Here is a 16,620-nt window from a genome sequence, read left to right as displayed (position 1 = left end):
CGACGCCGATGACCGCGGCCCGCTGCACCTGACCAAGCGCGGCCGGGCCACGGCACGCGACAAGCGCGCCCTGGTGATCACCAAGGCCAACGCCCGCTCCACCGTGCACCGGGGCACCTACCTGGACTATGTGGGTGTCAAGAGCTTTGACGCCAATGGGGAGGTCAACGGCGAACGCCGCTTCATCGGCCTGTTCTCCTCCAGCCTGTACACCTCCAGCGTCACCGCCGTGCCGCTGGTGCGCGAAAAGGTCGCCGCAGTGCTCAAGCACGCCGCTTCGCCCCGGACTCGCACTCGGGCAAGGACATTGTCACCATCCTGGAAACCTACCCACGCGATGAGCTGTTCCAGATCTCCGTGGAGGACCTGACCAACACCGCCATGGGCATCCTGCGCCTGCAGGAGCGCCGCCGCACCTCCGTCTTCCTGCGCCCCGATGACTACGGCCGGTTCATGTCCGTGATGGTCTACCTGCCGCGTGACCGCTTCTCCACCCTGGTCCGCCAGCGCATCGAGGATGTGCTCAAGCAGTCCTTCAACCCGGATTCCATGGAATACGACGTGCTGATGAGCGACTCGGCTCTGATCCGCCTGTTCTACCGGATCCGTCTGCAGCGCCACGGCCTGGCCCCGGTGGTGGACCGCAAGCACCTGGAGACCCGCATCGCCAACGCGGTGCGTTCCTGGGGTGAAGCGGTGCACGATGCGGCCCACGAGCGCCTGGAAGCCAACGAGGCCCGCAACCTGGCCCGGTCCTGGTCCGAGGCCTTCCCCGAGTCCTACAAGGTCCAGTTCGAGATCGAGGATGCGCTGGCGGACATTGAACGCCTGGCCCAGCTCGATGAGCCGGCCCAGGAAGGTCCGGTCGTCTCCTTCTACGCCCCGACCGACGAGCATGAGGACAGCCCGGTCAGCGTCCGGATGAAGATCTACGTCAACCGTCCGCTGATGCTCTCGCGCATCCTGCCGGTGCTGCAGGACCTAGGCCTGGAAGTCGTGGACGAGCGGCCCTTCGAGCTGCAGCCGCAGGACGGCGAGCAGCGCTACATCTACGACCTGGGCCTGAAGGTCGATGAGGACATCGACTTCTCCGCCGTCCAGGACCTGCTGGCCGAAACCTACTCGGCGGTGGTGCGCAACGCCGCCGAATCCGATGAGCTGAACGCCCTGGTGCTGCGCGAGGGACTGCACTGGACCGAAGTGGCCATGCTGCGCGCCTACGCCCACTACCTGCTGCAGCTGGGGGTTCCGAACTCCACCGACTTCATCGCCAGCACCCTGGTCTCCAACGCCGAGGTCACCCACGGATCGTGAGCCTCTTCCACGCCATCTTCGACCCGAAGCTCTCGGCCGAGGAGTCCGAGGCGGCCCGCGAGGAAGCCCACCAGAAGATCAGCGCGGCCCTGGAAAGCGTGCCGACCCTGGATGCCGACAAGCTGCTGCGCCGCTTCGTGAAGGTCATCGAGGCGACCAAACGCACGAACTACTATGCCGCCGGGCACGCGCTGGGCTTCAAGCTGGCCCCGAATGAGATCGACTTCGCCCCGTTCCCACGCCCCAAGCACGAGTTCTGGGTGTACTCCCCGCGCGTGGAGGGCGTGCACTTCCGCTTCGCGCCGTCGCCCGTGGCGGCCTGCGCTGGTCGGACCGCCGCGAAGACTTCCGCACCGAGGTGCTGGGCCTGGTCAAGGCGCAGATGGTGAAGAACTCGGTGATCGTGCCCACCGGCGCCAAGGGCGGCTTCTACGCCAAGCAGCTGCCGAACCCGGCCGTGGACCGCGGCGCCTGGATGGAGGAGGGCAAGGCCTCCTACCGGATCTTCATCCGCACCATGCTGGACCTGACCGACAACGTCATCACCGATGAGCAGGGCCAGCGGGTGGTGCCGCCGGTGGACGTGGTGCGCCGCGACGGGGATGACACCTACCTGGTGGTCGCCGCCGACAAGGGCACCGCGAGCTTCTCCGACACCGCCAACGCAATCTCCGAGGAAAAGGGCCACTGGTTGGGCGACGCGTTCGCCTCGGGCGGCTCGGTGGGCTACGACCACAAGGGCATGGGCATCACCGCCCGCGGTGCCTGGGAATCGGTCAAGCGCCACTTCTTCGAACTCGGCATGGACTCGCAAAGCGAACAGTTCACCGCCGTGGGCATCGGGGACATGTCCGGTGACGTGTTCGGCAACGGCATGCTGCGCACCAAGACCATCAAGCTGGTGGCCGCCTTCGACCACCGCGACATCTTCCTGGATCCGAACCCGGAGCCCGAGGCGGCCTTCACCGAACGCCAGCGGCTCTACGACCTGCCGCGCTCCAGCTGGGCCGACTACAACAAGGACCTGATCTCCGCCGGCGGCGGGGTGTTCTCCCGGTCGCTGAAGTCGGTGCCGGTCAGCGCCGAAGTCCGCGAGCTGCTCGGCCTGCCCGATGACACCACCGCGATGGCGCCCAACGACCTGCTCAAGGCGATCCTCTCGGCCAAGGTCGACCTGCTGTACAACGGCGGCATCGGCACCTACATCAAGGCCAGCACCGAAAGCCACGGCCAGGTCGGGGACCGCGCCAACGACGCCATCCGCGTGGACGGACGCCAGGTGCAGGCCCGCATCATCGGTGAGGGCGGCAACCTGGGCATGACCCAGCGTGGCCGCATCGAGCCGCGGCCAATGGGGTCATCCTGAATACCGACGCCATTGACAACTCGGCCGGCGTGGACACCTCCGACCGCGAGGTGAACATCAAGATCTTCGTGGACCGCCAGGTCAAGGCCGGGGCCATCGATCCTGCCGAGCGTGCGGACTTCCTGATCTCGATGACCGACAACGTCGCCGACCTGGTGCTGGAGACCAACTTCAACCAGAACGTGCTGCTGCTGAACGAAAAGCACGCGGCCAAGACCTGGACCCCGGCCTACGAACGGCTGATGGACTGGCTGGAGGAGCACGCGGATCTGAACCGTGAGCTGGAGTTCCTGCCCTCCAACAGCGAACTGGAGGCCCGGCGCGCTTCGGGCGGATCAATGACCACCCCGGAACTGGCAGTGATCACCGCGTACGCGAAGATCCAGTTGGCCCAGGCGCTGGCCGAATCGGACCTGACCGAGGACGACTACTTCTTCGCCACCCTCAAGCGCTACTTCCCGAGCCAGCTCTCCGAGCGGTTCGGGGAAGAACTGGACAGCCATCCGCTGCGCAACGAGATCGTGGCGACCGTGGTGGCCAACGAAATCGTGAACATCGGCGGCATCACCTACATCTTCCGCGCCATGGAGGAAACCGGGGCCACCGAGGCGCAGATCGCCAAGGTCTTCTGCGCGCTGCGGGAGATCTACGAGTACGAACGCTGGTTCCAGGAAATCAACCTGCAGCCGGCCGGGCAGGACATCGGTTATTGGTCGCGTCAGCACCACGACCTGCGCCGTCTGCTGGACCGCACCACCCGCTGGTTCCTGAACCATGTGGACCTGGAACTGAGCGTCGGGGAAATGGTGGAACGCTACGCCGCCAAGGTGCAGAAGCTGCGCGCCCAGCTGCCGCAGCTGCTGCGCGGGGTGGATGCCGCCCGCTTCGCCACCTGGCGTGAAGATGCCATCCAGCACGGGCTGACCGAGGAGCAGGCGATCCACTGGGCCGGACAGTTCGAGTCCTATGCCTGCTGGACATCGCCGACTACATCTTCCGCAACGACGCCGACACCGAGAAGGTGGCCACCACCTACTTCGCGCTGTACGCCAAGTTCGAGGTCGACGCCCTGCTGAACCGGATCACCGCGCTGCCGCGCACCGACCGCTGGAAGGCACTGGCCCGTGCCGCGCTGCGCGATGACCTGTACTCCACGATCATTGACATGACCGGGGACGTGCTGGACGCGGCCGGAGACCTGCAGGACGCCGACGCGCGTGTTGCGGCCTGGGAGGAAGCCAACGCGGCTAACCTTGATCGTGCGAAGAACATGTTCCAGGAGGTCAACAACCTGGAGCGCGACGACATGGCCTCGCTGTCCGTCGCACTTCGCCTGCTGCGTTCCATCGTCCGGAGGAAGTAACACACCATGGCCTCATCACCGAGCAACTGCGCGAAAATTCTCAGCTCGGGCCCGGTGATGAGGACTGGTTGCATCTGCTGGTGGGGGACTGGCAGCTGGTGGCCGATCTTGCGTTCGCCGACCTGGTGCTCTGGTTCCCCACCGGGGACGGGTCCTACGTGGCCCTGGCGCACGTGCGGCCCTCCACCTCGCACACCGCGTTCCACACCGACTTCGTCGGGGAGCGGATCCGCAAGGACCTGCGGATCATGGTGGACGAGGCCTGGGCCACCGGGCAGTTGCAGCGTTCAGTGCAGCACCCGGCCGACCTGGCCGGGCAGAGTACCGTCCAGGCCGTCCCCCTGGTCCGCCAGGGACGGAAGGTCGCGGTCATCACCTCCACTTCGACCTGGCCTCCAGCCGCACCCCCTCCAACCTGGAACTGGTCTACCGGCAAAGCGCCGATGACCTGCTGACCATGGGCACCCTCGGGCTCTGGCCCGACTTCGCCAGCCCGACCGGGTCACGGCGCGGCGCCCCGCGGGTAGGCGACGGCTTTATCCGGATGGACGCCGCCGGGGTGGTGGAATACGCCAGCCCCAACGCGGTGTCGGCGTTTCGCCGGCTCGGAGCCGCCGAGGTACTGCAGGGCCAGTCGCTCTCGGACCTGACCATGGCACTGGTCAGCGACCGGCGGGTTATTGACGAAACCCTGCCGCTGGTGGTCCAGGGCAAAATGCCGTGGCGCACCGAGATGGAGTACCGCGGGGTGAACATTTCGCTGCGTGCCATCCCGCTGCGCGACGAACGCCGCCGCTGGGGATCCCTGGTTCTGTGCCGGGATGTGACCGAGCTGCGCCGGCGGGAAAAGGAACTGGTCACCAAGGACGCCACCATCCGCGAAATCCACCATCGGGTGAAGAACAACCTGCAGACGGTGGCCGCGCTATTGCGCATGCAGTCCCGGCGCATGAACTCGACCGAGGGCAAACAGGGTCTGGAACAGGCCATGCGCCGGGTCTCAACCATCGCCTCGGTACACGATTTCCTGTCCAAGGGTTTGAACGAAACCGTAAAATTTGATGACCTGATGGACCGACAGTTCCGGTTCATCGTTGAAATCGCCAGTCCGAGCCAGCGGGTTCGCACCGTGCGCGAAGGGGAATTCGGGATGCTGCCGGCCGAACTGGCCACCCCGTTGTCCCTGGTCATCAACGAACTGGCCACCAACGCAGTGGAACACGGGCTGGCCGGCCGTGACGGGGAAGTGCGGCTACTGGCCGAGCGATACCTGGGCCGGGACGGCCACAAGTGGCTGCGAGTCACGGTCAGCGACAACGGCCATGGGTTGCCCGAGGGGGAGTACAGCGAGGGTCTGGGACTGCAGATCGTGCGCACCCTGGTTACCAGCGAGCTGCGCGGCGAAATCCACTGGAACCAGGCAGCGAACCAGGGCACCGAAGTGGTCATTGAGATGCCGCTGGACTTGCGCAGCAACGCCCACTAACGCTGCGAGCCGATACCGCGCATGACTAAGGCGGGTGAATCCATAATGGATTCACCCGCCTTAGTCATGCGGAGTGCCGGTTAGCCAGGCCCCGTGCCCCCGTCCTGGCAGAACACGGCACCCGGCCACCGACTAGCGGTACTGCTTCATCAGGGATTTGACGTTGGCGACATAAACCTTGGTGTCGGAATACATCCCGTACTTCCGCACCCCGCCCAGGCCCTGGTAGTACGCGGCGATGGCGTGGTCCAGGCTCTCGGCGTTGGCGAGGTTGTACTTGATGGTGGCAACGCCGGCCGCGACGTTGTCCCGCGGATCCAACAGGTTCAGCTTGCGCCCCACCATGCCCGACATCCATTCACCGGTGCTCGGGATCACCTGCATGGCTCCAATGGCGTTGGCGGGGGAGACCGCGCGCTGATTGAAACCGGACTCCTGCTGGGCGTGGGCCAGGGCCAGGGCCGGGTCAACCCCCATGCTCTTGGCAGTGCTGCGGATCAGCGCCTGCATCTCGGAGCGGCTGGGAACCGAGATCGAATCCAAGTAGGCCTTGTTCTCATTGGCGCTGCGCACGGTGGCATCAGGATAAGTGCGCCCGGCGAAGGTGTTGCCGATCTTCTGTGTCGGCTTCACGCCCGCGTTCGGCTTTACCGAGGAACCAGAAACCTTCAGCTTCGTGTTGATCTGCAACGGAGTCTGCGTGCTGACCTCTGGGTTCAGATCCAGCAGACGGCTCAGCGAAATCCCGTGCTTGGCAGCAATGCCGCCGAGGGTATCGCCGGACTTGACGCTGTAGCTGCTGGTGCCGCTCGACTTCGGGGCACTGTTTGACTGCGAGGTCGGCTTCGGCGAGGAGGACTGGGCCGATCCGCTGAGCTTGAGCTTGTCACCAGGGAAGATCAGCGACTTGGAGGACAAGTTGTTCATGCTCATCAGCTTGCTCAGGCTGATCCCGTTGCGGGCCGCGATCGCACCCAGGGTATCCCCGGACTTCACGGTGTAGCTACCGCCGGTGGTCTTGCCGCTGTCCTTCTTGGGACTGTTCTTGGATGGTGTTGAGGAGCCGCCGAAGTTCAGCTTCTGTCCGACGTAGATGCGGTCGCCGGAGGGGTTTCCTGCGGCCTTGCGGACCTCGGAGAGGGAGACGTCCCGGCGGTGGGCGATGTGGCCCATGGTGTCTCCGGCCTTGACGGTGTAGCTTTCGCTGCTGGCCACGCCGCGGGTGTTCTTCGCGGTCTTCTTCTCAGACGAGGAATTCTTGCCTGGAACCTTCAGCTTCTGGCCCTCGCGGATCAGGTCGCTGTCTAGGTCATTGATCTTCTTCAGCTCGGAGACCGAAGAATCGTATTCGCGAGCCAGGCTCCACAACGAAGCGCCCGACGGCACCTTAATCTCCTTGACCTGCCGTTGCGCGGGCAATCCCAGGGTAGGGATTCGCGAGGCCAACAGGTGGGCCTTGATGTGTTCTTCAGCGATCTTCACCGTCTGGGGGGAAACGCTCTTGGGCGTCAAGACGGAGGATTTGGTCAACTCTACTTGCGAGGCCTGGGCCGGGGCTGCGGCAAGGCTGCCCAGGACAACCGCCGGAATTGCTGCACCAGCGACGGCACTCAACGCATGCTTGGTGACACGAATCGAATCTTGGGGCATGTATTTTTCCTCAATTGAAGGAGTCGATGAGACCTGAGCAACCCTTTCCACGACAAGCATGATGTTGCTGTGGATTGTGTTGCAATTGTTATCAAAGTGATATCTGAAAATTTACACTACTAGTGGGGCGCAAGGAAACCAATGGGTCAGGTTTTCCTCAAGTTTTCATTATGCGAACACAACTCCCGTGGAGTGTGCGACCCTTAAAGCGTGAAAGAACTAGAGAATCTCATTGGGGAATGGCTGAACCTGCCGGACATGGCAGAGGCCTTGGACACCGATATTCGTCAGGTACACCGGCTCATCGACGATCGAAAAATCATCGCGGTTCGCATCGGGGAACCTCCGGTGCGTTCGGTTCCCGCAGAATTTGTCATGGACGGGCAAGTTGTAGACAGCCTAAAGGGAACCCTAACGGTGCTGCGCGACGCTGCCTTCTCGGACGAGGAAGCTCTCCGCTGGCTTTTTACGCCGGACGACACCCTGCCCGGGACGCCGATGGAAGCACTGCGTCAGGGACGCAAGACCGAAATTCGTCGTCGTGCCCAGGCCATGGCCTGGTAATCACGCCGAACAGAACAAAAATCCGTTGCCCGGAGGAGGGCAACGGATTTTTATGCCCCTCAGGCATCCGCAGGTGTATCAGTCGGACTTTATCGAATAGTAATCACTTGATGCGTTTGGTCACGGCATCGCTAAGCAGGGCCATGCCCGCCACCGCCAGGGGTGCAACCGGGATCCGCTCCATCGCGGTCAACGCTGTGGCGGTCAACTCCTCAATGCTCTGTTCGGTGGCCTTCAACGCACCGCATTCCTTGAGGATTGAGCTGATGCGCAGTACCTCATCGTCGCCGAGGTCGGGCGCGCCAAGCGCTCGGTGATCAGTTGGCGTTCCGCATCGGAGGCCAGGAGCATGGCGTGCGCGATCATTTCCGTGCGCTTGCCCTCACGCAGGTCGTCGCCCGCCGGCTTGCCGGTGATCGAGGGATCACCAAATACACCCAGGACGTCATCCCGCAACTGGAATGCCTCACCCAGGGGCAACGCGAAGGCCTGATAGGAATCCAACAAGTCCGGGCTGGCGCCGGCAAGAGCCCCACCCAGAAGGAAGGGATTCTCCGTGGAGTACTTCGCCGACTTGTAGCGCACGATCGTGCGCGCCCGCTTGACCGCTTCGGCCGGGTCGTAAGCCGACCCAGCCGATTCCTCCAGAATGTCCAGGTACTGACCGGCCATGACCTGGGTGCGCATCCGATTGAAAATGCGACGAGTATCGGCAGTTGCGGAGGCTACCGAGGCGAACACCTCTTCGCTCAGCGATAGACACAGATCTCCCGCCAGGATTGCGCTGGCCCCACCGTAATGCGCCGCATCACCGCTCAGTCCGGCCTCACGGTGCTGCGCCTCGAAGCGCTTGTGCACGCTGGGCTGTCCCCGTCGTGTATCGGAACGGTCAATTAGGTCATCGTGGATCAGTGCGGCCGCCTGAAAGAGCTCCAGCGAAACACCCACCTTCACGATGTCATCGTCCATCGCATCCCCGCCAGCTCCAATGAATCCCCAGAAGGCGAAAGCCGGCCGCAGTCGTTTGCCCCCACGGGTTAGGGCCTTAATGGCGTCAACCAAGGCCACGGCGCTGGCGGTAATGGAGCCTACCTCGGCCGCTTTGGCCTCAAGGAATGAGTCCAATTCTGCGGTTAACCGCTGCGTGTAAGTCCGGGTGAGCTCTTCAGCTTCAGGCGCTTGGGCAACAATGGACTGGGGCAGCGACATTCGGTTCCAATTCTCTGTATGACGAGGGAAAGAGATTACATCCACTCTACCGTCTCACCGGGTAGGCGCACGTTGCGGGGAGGAATTCACGGCCAGCGGAAAGACGCTGGACGGGCGCCGGAAGAACCCGCCAATTTGTAGGTACGCACCGGTAAACTTAAGCCATGACTGATAAGGCTGAGCGGGCGATTTTGCACGTGGACATGGACGCCTTCTTCGTGTCAGTGGAACTGCTGTCTCGCCCAGAGCTAGCGGGCAAGCAGGTGATTGTTGGGCACCCGCAGGGGCGCAGCGTCGTGCTTTCAGCATCCTACGATTGCCGGGCCCTGGGAGTTCATTCGGCAATGCCCATGTCCCAGGCGATGGGCCTGGCCCCGAATGCAACCATCGTGGAACCGAACCATCACAGTTACTCTGCGATTTCCGCCAAGATCATGCAGTACTTCTCCACAATCACCCCTCTGGTCGAACAGCTGAGCATTGACGAGGCGTTCCTGGACGTGACCGGCAGCATGCGGCGCCTGGGCGGCCCGGTGCGGATCGCCCAGCAGATCAAGCAGTACCTCAAGGATGAGCTGGGGCTTCCGGCCAGCGTCGGGATCGCCCGCAATAAGTTCGTGGCCAAGTTGGCATCGGAGCATGCCAAGCCCAACGGCCTGGTGGTCGTGGCACCGCAGCGCACCGTTGAATTTCTGCATCAATTGCCGGTCTCTGCGTTGTGGGGCGTGGGGAAGCGTTCCCTGGAGCAGCTGCATCGGGCAGGGATTGAAACCGTGGAACAGCTGGCCCAGTACCCGGAAAATGTCATGGTGCAAAAATTTGGCGAGCATGGTCGCAACCTGCACCGTTTGTCCCGGGGGATCGACGACCGCGAAGTGGTTCCCGTGCGGCAGGAAAAGTCGCTCTCGGCCGAACACACCTTTGAATCGGACCAGAGCGAGTTAAAGCTTTTGGAAGATGAACTGGTGGTGCTCAGCCACAAGGTTGCCCAACGCCTGCGTCGCTCTGGAAAGCTGGCCGAGGCGCTGGCCATCAAGATCAAGTACCAGGACTTCACCACGGTTAATCGTTCCAAAACGCTGCCGGCAGCCACGGATTCTCCCTCGGCTCTGACTAACGGCGTGCTTGAACTGTTCCGCCGTCTGCTGCCACTGCCGCAAGCAGTGCGTCTGGTGGGGGTTAGGGCAGAACGGCTGGGGCAGGAAACCCAGGGAGTGCAGCTGTCCTTGGACCCGATTGACGAGAAGACCCGTGAAGCGGAAAAGATCGCTGACAGCATCGCGCTGAAGTTCCCATCCCAGCGGCTCACTCCAGCGCGGCTATTGCGACCAAAAGGCCCGTCTTCAACCGACTCATGACACCTGGGCCGCAGCGCTGAGACTAAGTCTTATTAACAGCACAACGGCTGAACTAGCAGCCTCGAGTCTAAAAAGACTATCCTTAGAGATACGTAGGAGATTTCTCGCGGGGAACAAAATCTTGCGGTAAACCGTTCTACTGGGTGAGGACGGAGTCGGTCGTCACGCAGGGACTTGGAAGGAGAAGACGATGCCACTATCTGAGCATGAGCAACGTCTGCTGGAGCAGCTTGAAAAGCAGCTGCATGAAGATCGTCGCTTCGCTTCCAACATGAAAGCTCCCGGCAATAGCGGACGCCTGTCGACCCGCAACATCGCTCTTGGCGCCCTGATCTTCATTGTCGGATTGGGGGCGCTGATCTTCGGAATCTCCCAACAACTGATCGTGGTGGGCGTGATCGGTTTCGCCGTCATGTTTGCAGGCGTAGCCCTGGCACTGAAAAAGTCCGCCAAGGGTAAGCTGGGAGGAAATCCGCTGAAGAGCGGATCAAAGACCGCCAACCGCGGCAGCTCCCAGTTCATGAGCGGTCTTGAAGAAAAGTGGAACCAGCGTAAGCGGGACCAGCGGGATAGCTAGAGCTTCCCGAAGCAATTGGCACGATCCAATGGATCGTGCCTTTTCGTTTTAACCCTCTTGCCGGGCAGCTCTGGCCAACTGCGCCGGCAAGGCTGCACGAACCCCAACGCGATGGCCGCGGCCCCCGGCCGGCAGGCACCCGCAGCGGCCGTGTATATACCGTACTGCGGCAGCTAGCGAGCAACGAACTCTAAGTAGATTCCAAGGTTGCCCTAACCCGCCGAGTTTCGCGTGTTCTGCACCACTCTTCACCGCTCCGAGTAATCTTCCCCCACTTTCCTCCACTGCTCCTCCGGGCCAGCGAATTTCGCGCGAAATCGGGGTTTGAGAGGGGGTACGAGCCACGCCCTGGGTCAAAACAGCCCAAATCCCTCCACCGTCCACCCCCGCGAAACTAGCCCGAAATCCCGCGGATTATTTCTCTACTCCTGAGCTAAAACACCTCCGGTCGCGTTGACAGTGGGGAGTGGTGGAGTAAAGTGGAGGACAGTAGAGGAAGATGGCGGAATCACCACTTCATGCGAAAGGCGGTGTGTATGTTCCTTGGAACTTATACACCGCGTCTCGATGACAAGGGGCGGTTGATTCTTCCTGCTAAATACCGCGAGGAACTGTCATACGGACTGGTTCTGACCCGCGGGCAGGAACGGTGCATCTACGTCTTTAGCCAACGGGAATTTGAGAAGCAGCACGAGCAGCTCGCGCAGGCATCTCTTTCGTCCCGGCGGGCTCGAGACTATGCACGTGTATTTCTGTCCGGGGCGTCGGATGAAGTGCCGGATAAGCAGGGCCGGGTCACCATTCCTTCGATGCTGCGTTCCTACGCCGGGCTGGACCGTGAGGTCACGGTCATCGGTGCAGGCAACCGCGTGGAGATCTGGGACACCACGGCGTGGCAGGACTACCTGCAGCAGCAGGAAGAAGCCTTCTCCGATACTGATGAAGACGAACTTCCAGGACTTGGATAAGTAGTTTTACGAACCATGGGGGCACAGCTGGGATGAGATCTCCAGCCATCTCAAGGCGGTTCGGCCCTGGCTTCACTTCCCCGGAGCCAGAACCGAACACCGGCTTTTGGGTTGGAGGGGGATCTGATCCCAGCACACGACACGGCGAAAGGGGGCACTATGCCGGTTAGCGGCGAAGAACGTCCAGCATCCGAGCGGCATATTCCCGTCCTTAAGGACCGTTGCCTGAACTTGCTCGCTCCGGGTATTGAGCGGGCCAATGCGGAGAATCGCCGCGCCGTCGTCGTGGACTGCACGCTGGGCATGGGAGGCATTCAGAGGCCATCCTGCAACGCTTCGAGAACGTACACCTCATTGGGCTGGACCGTGACGAACAAGCGCTGGCCTTGGCCGGAGCCCGTCTTGAGCCCTTCGCCGACCGCATCGACCTGGTCCACGCGGTCTACGACGAAATCGCCGACGTGGTCCAGGACCTTGGGTTTACCGGCATTGACGGGGTGCTCTTTGACCTCGGTGTCTCTTCACTGCAGCTGGACGAGCGGGAACGCGGATTCGCGTACTCATACGACGCCCCCTTAGATATGCGCATGGACACCTCTGTGGGACCCACCGCGGAGGACCTGGTGAACGACCTGGACCGCGGTGAGCTGCAGCGGATCATCCGCCAATGGGGCGAAGAGAAGTTCGCCGGGCGTATTGCCTCGGCCATTGTTCAGCAGCGCCAGGACGCGCGCATCAGCACGACAGCCCAGCTGGTGGAGGTCATCCGCTCGGTGGTTCCCGCAGCCGCCGCCCGTAACTCCGGTCATCCGGCCAAACGAACCTTCCAGGCGCTGCGCATCGCGGTCAACGAGGAACTTGATGTGCTTGAGCGCGCTATTCCGGCCTCCATGGGCGCCTGAACGTGGGTGGCCGAATTGTGGTCATGAGCTACCACTCGCTGGAAGACAAGATCACCAAGAGATTTTTTGTGCAGGGTTCAACGTCCTCGGCACCCCCGGGGTTCCCCGTTGAGCTCGAAGAGCACAAAGCGGAATTCAAGGTCCTCACCAAGGGGACCGAGAAGCCAAGTGAACAGGAAATCGCTGAAAACCCTCGCGCCGCCTCGGCCCGCCTGCGGGCCGTGGAGCGCATCCTGAAGAGGAGCTAGCATGAGCCAACGTGCCCCGCGACGTCTGCCGAGGACCGCAGCTATGACTGCCCAACCCGTGGTTGAGGGCGCCACCGCCAAATCGGCGCGCCCCGAACCGGTGGCCGCCAGCGAAGTTCCGTTCGTTGATCCGAAACAGCGCACGACGTTGTCCCTGGTGCCCAACACCAGCCCGAAGCGCCGTCGCCCGCTGGTGGTCATGGTCTCCGTGCTCGCATTGCTGGCCTTCGCGGTGATCGTCACCCTGGTTCTGCTGAACACCTCCGTGGCCCAGCGCCAGTACGAAATGGTGTCGCTGCGTCATCAGGAACGCGAGCTGTCACAGGAAAATCAGGCCCTGCTGAAGGAAGCGCAGTCCCTGGCCGCCCCGCAGACCCTGGCCAAGCGTGCCAAGGAACTTGGGCTGGTGGCCCCGGCCGCGCCGGGTTTGGTTGACCTGGAAGACGGCAAGATCAGCAAGGAAGCCGAATCGGCCTCCAAGGACGCCGCCGCGCACGCCGACTACGCAAGCCTGCCGCTGCCGGGGGAGAACATCCGCTCCAAGGCCAGCGATGACGCCGAAAGCGCCCGCGTGGCCAAGGCGAACAAGGAAAAGGAAGCCACGGCCGGCTCCTCCAGCGAAGCGGAGGCCGGTGAAGCCAAGACCGAATCCGACGCGCCACAGCAAAGCGAGCCCAAGGAATCCTCCAAGGCCCCGGCCGCCGAGGAAACGGCACGTGAGAAGGGCAGCGACGGCCGCCCGGTATTCGAGGACAAGGAGCTGAACGGCGGCTCGATCCCGGCACCGTCGATCAAATCCCCGGCAAACTAGGAATCGCTTTCTAAGCTTGAATATGGCGGCAGGATTCGCTGTCGGAAATGAAGTTGAGGGGAAAGAGCTGGAGCGTGAACCCAACGAGCATTGATACAGCGAAGCGCCGGATGCGGCTGGTGCTCATCCTGTCCCTGGCCGCGCTGTTGGCCATCGCCGGTCGGCTGTTCTATGTCCAGGGCATCAATGCCGCACAGGTTGCCCAGACCGCGCAGGACAACCGCATGCGCGAACAGGTCATCACCCCGACCCGCGGCTCGATCGTCGACCGCAACGGCACCACGCTGGCTGTCAGCGTGGACCGCTACGACCTGGTGATCGACCAGCGCGAGCAGAAGGACATGATCTCGCGCAAGAAGCGCGACGGATCGAATGAGCGCGAAAAGATCACCTACGAGCAGGCTGCCAAGGAGATCGCCGAAATCCTGGACCAGGATGTCGAGCAGGTCTCCGATGCGATCCGTCCCGAGGACGGGGAAAAGCCCAAGGGGTACGTGGTTGTCGCCAAGGGCGTTACCCCCGAGATCAAGAACGAGGTCATGGAAGTCGGGGTTCCGCGCCTGATCTCCCAGCTGCGCAGTGAGCGCCAGTACCCGCAGGTGTCATCGCCGGACCGCTGCTGGGCTTCGTGCGCAACTCCGAGGACCAGACGTCCGTGGTCGGCGCCGAGGGCCTTGAGCTGAGCCAGGAGCAGCGCCTGCGCGGCACCGACGGCAGCCGCAAGATCGAAGTGGGGGCCGACGGGGTGCGCATCGCCGTCGCCGACAGCGAGGAAGTCCCGGCCGTGGACGGCCAGGACGTGAAGCTGACCATTGACTCGGACATCAACTTCGTCGCCCAGCGCGAAGCCGAGAAGAAGCGCGCGGAATTCAACGCCGAATGGGTCTCGGTCGTGGTGCAGGAAGTGAAGACCGGCAAGATCCTTGCCATCGGGGACTCCGCCCAGCTGGATCCGAACAATCCGGGAGCCACCCCCGGGGAGTTCCGCCGCTCGGTGTCCATCACCCGCGCCTTCGAGCCCGGCTCCACCGGCAAGGCCGCCACCTTCGCCGCGGCCATCGACGCCGGGAAGGTCAAGCCCACCGACGAATTCCGGGTGCCGAACAAGTACACGGTGAGCAAGGAGACCATCAACGACTCCCTGCCGCACGCCACCTATGACATGACCGTCTCTGGCATCTTCGCCCGCTCCTACAACACCGGCACGGTGATGGTCGGCGAAAAGATGAGCAACCAGGAACGCTACGAGTACATGCGCAAGTTCGGGCTGGGTGACGCAATCCAGCTGGGCTTGAACGGGGCGAGCAAGGGCCTGCTGGCCGAGCCGAAGGCCTGGGACCGCCGCCAGCAGTACACCACCATGTTCGGCCAGGGCTACTCGCAGACCGTGCTGCACACCGCCTCCATTTTCCAGACCCTGGCCAACGGCGGGGTGCGCATCCCGCCGAGCCTGATTGAGAGCTACGTCAACCCCGACGGCACCGAGGAGAAGCCCGACGCCGGGCAGAACACCCGGGTTGTGAAGAAGTCAACAGCACAAGAGATGCTCAAACTCATGGAATCGGTCGTCGAAGAGGGCACCGGTACTAAAATGAAGATTCCGGGTTACCGCGTGGGAGGCAAGACCGGTACCGGTCAGGCCGCCGGCGAATCCGGCGGCTACGACGGCTACACCTATTCCTTCGCCGGGGTCGCCCCGCTGGATGATCCGCAGTTCGTGGTCGTTGCCACCATGTACCGGCCCAAGGGCAACTGGCGCAACTTCTCGGTGGCCGACACCTTCACCGAGGTAATGAGCCACACGCTGAACACCTTCAACGTGCCCCCGTCCTCCACGGAACCCGATACCTATAACGTCTTTGTCGGTAAGGAACAGAAGAAACCTTGGTAAACCACCAGCCGGAATCACCGCGCGAGCTCGAACGCCACCTGCGCCCCACGGCCCGCACGGCGATCTCCTGGGCCCGACTGTGCGCCGCCGTCCAGGCGCAGAGCACCTCCGGCGCCGAGCAGGACCTGGAACTGACCGGCGTGAGCCTGAACCCGCAGACCGTGCAGCCCGGGGACGTGTTCCTGGCGATTTCCGGGGCCAAGCGCACGGTGCCCAGTTCCTCCCCGACGCCTGGCCAATGGGGCGCTGGCGGTCATCACCGACGCCGCCGGACAGGAGCTGATCGGCAGCCAGGCCCAGGTGCCGATGGGCATCGTCCCGGACGTACGGGCCATCGCCGCCACCGCAGCCGCCGCCGTCTACGGCACCGATGCCGGCACACCGGAGCTTTTCGGGGTCACCGGCACCAACGGCAAGACCACCACCACCTTCATGATCCGCTCCCTGCTGGAGGCCCTGGGCCGCAACACCGGGCTGATCGGAACCATCGAAATGTCCGTTCGCGGGCGCATCATCCCCAGTGTGCTCACCACCCCCGAATCCACCCAGCTGCACGGCCTGCTGGCCCGGATGGGGGAGCAGGACGTGCAGGCGGTTGCCATGGAGGTCTCCAGCCACTCGCTGAGCTACAACCGGGTGGCCGGGCTGAAGTTCGCCGTCGCCGGATACACCAACCTCACCCAGGACCACCTGGACCTGCACGGGTCCATGGAAGAGTACTTCGCCACCAAGGCCCGGCTCTTTGAACCCGAACGCTGCGAGCAGGCCGTGGTGCTCGTCGATGACCAGTACGGCCGCAAACTGGCGGAGAACGCCCGCGTCCCGGTGACCACGCTCAGCCTGGACGCCGCTAACCCGGCCGCCCAGTGGGTGGTGGACGAGTTGGCCCCCAGCGGGCTGGGCCACGCCTTCA

Annotated in this window: 11 protein-coding genes and 3 pseudogenes; 11 read left to right on the top strand and 3 right to left on the bottom strand. The window is 63.1% G+C overall.

Annotated features, from left to right (window positions below):
- Positions 1-4,043: pseudogene (locus JCM19049_RS23015) on the top strand (NAD-glutamate dehydrogenase); the annotation flags it as partial.
- A 14-nt stretch (positions 4,044-4,057) separates the two neighbouring features.
- A pseudogene (locus JCM19049_RS02120) lies at positions 4,058-5,529 on the top strand (sensor histidine kinase).
- A 132-nt stretch (positions 5,530-5,661) separates the two neighbouring features.
- Here JCM19049_RS02120 and JCM19049_RS02115 read toward each other — a convergent pair.
- Positions 5,662-7,059 carry a LysM peptidoglycan-binding domain-containing protein gene (locus JCM19049_RS02115; protein ID WP_279402267.1) on the bottom strand — a complete coding sequence of 466 codons (1,398 nt, stop codon included), beginning with the start codon at positions 7,057-7,059 and terminating at the stop codon, positions 5,662-5,664.
- Between the two features lie 330 nt (positions 7,060-7,389).
- On the opposite strand from JCM19049_RS02115, the gene JCM19049_RS02110 reads away from it, so the two are divergent.
- A complete protein-coding gene (locus tag JCM19049_RS02110; RefSeq protein WP_246049511.1) occupies positions 7,390-7,743 on the top strand; it encodes an Rv2175c family DNA-binding protein in 354 nt (117 codons plus the stop codon).
- Between the two features lie 103 nt (positions 7,744-7,846).
- On the opposite strand, the gene JCM19049_RS18015 is transcribed toward JCM19049_RS02110, so the two are convergent.
- Both JCM19049_RS18015 and JCM19049_RS02105 read right to left on the bottom strand, forming a co-directional pair.
- Positions 7,847-7,981 carry a hypothetical protein gene (locus tag JCM19049_RS18015; protein ID WP_279402266.1) on the bottom strand — a complete coding sequence of 45 codons (135 nt, stop codon included), beginning with the start codon at positions 7,979-7,981 and terminating at the stop codon, positions 7,847-7,849.
- Positions 7,978-8,997 carry a polyprenyl synthetase family protein gene (locus JCM19049_RS02105; protein ID WP_279402265.1) on the bottom strand — a complete coding sequence of 340 codons (1,020 nt, stop codon included), beginning with the start codon at positions 8,995-8,997 and terminating at the stop codon, positions 7,978-7,980. The genes JCM19049_RS18015 and JCM19049_RS02105 overlap by 4 nt, the downstream gene beginning before the upstream one ends.
- A 119-nt stretch (positions 8,998-9,116) precedes the next feature.
- Here JCM19049_RS02105 and dinB point away from each other — a divergent pair, with 119 nt between their 5' ends.
- The 8 genes and pseudogenes from dinB to JCM19049_RS02070 form a co-directional block, all read left to right on the top strand.
- Positions 9,117-10,310, top strand: a complete 1,194-nt coding sequence (dinB, locus tag JCM19049_RS02100) for a DNA polymerase IV (protein ID WP_054820653.1) — start codon at positions 9,117-9,119, stop codon at positions 10,308-10,310.
- A 190-nt stretch (positions 10,311-10,500) separates the two neighbouring features.
- On the top strand, positions 10,501-10,887 hold the full coding sequence (locus JCM19049_RS02095; RefSeq protein WP_054820652.1) for a DUF3040 domain-containing protein: 387 nt from the start codon (positions 10,501-10,503) through the stop codon (positions 10,885-10,887).
- Positions 10,888-11,423: 536 nt separating this feature from the next.
- Positions 11,424-11,855 carry a division/cell wall cluster transcriptional repressor MraZ gene (gene mraZ, locus JCM19049_RS02090; protein ID WP_054820651.1) on the top strand — a complete coding sequence of 144 codons (432 nt, stop codon included), beginning with the start codon at positions 11,424-11,426 and terminating at the stop codon, positions 11,853-11,855.
- Between the two features lie 159 nt (positions 11,856-12,014).
- Positions 12,015-13,005 (top strand): annotated as a pseudogene (gene rsmH, locus JCM19049_RS02085) (16S rRNA (cytosine(1402)-N(4))-methyltransferase RsmH).
- Position 13,006: 1 nt separating this feature from the next.
- Complete coding sequence (locus tag JCM19049_RS02080; protein ID WP_279402264.1) at positions 13,007-13,816, top strand: hypothetical protein; 810 nt, start codon at positions 13,007-13,009, stop codon at positions 13,814-13,816.
- Between the two features lie 47 nt (positions 13,817-13,863).
- The gene (locus tag JCM19049_RS18010) at positions 13,864-14,499 is read left to right on the top strand and encodes a hypothetical protein (protein WP_279402263.1); all 636 of its coding nucleotides are present in this window, start codon (positions 13,864-13,866) and stop codon (positions 14,497-14,499) included.
- Complete coding sequence (locus JCM19049_RS02075; protein ID WP_279402262.1) at positions 14,445-15,707, top strand: penicillin-binding protein 2; 1,263 nt, start codon at positions 14,445-14,447, stop codon at positions 15,705-15,707. The genes JCM19049_RS18010 and JCM19049_RS02075 overlap by 55 nt, the downstream gene beginning before the upstream one ends.
- A 306-nt stretch (positions 15,708-16,013) precedes the next feature.
- A partial coding sequence (locus JCM19049_RS02070; protein ID WP_279402261.1) for a Mur ligase family protein occupies positions 16,014-16,620 on the top strand: 607 nt, incomplete at its 3' end.

This window comes from Arthrobacter sp. JCM 19049 (genome assembly GCF_001310435.1).
The sequence above is the reverse complement of the archived record's forward strand: the minus strand, read 5'-3'. Positions and strand labels throughout refer to the sequence as shown.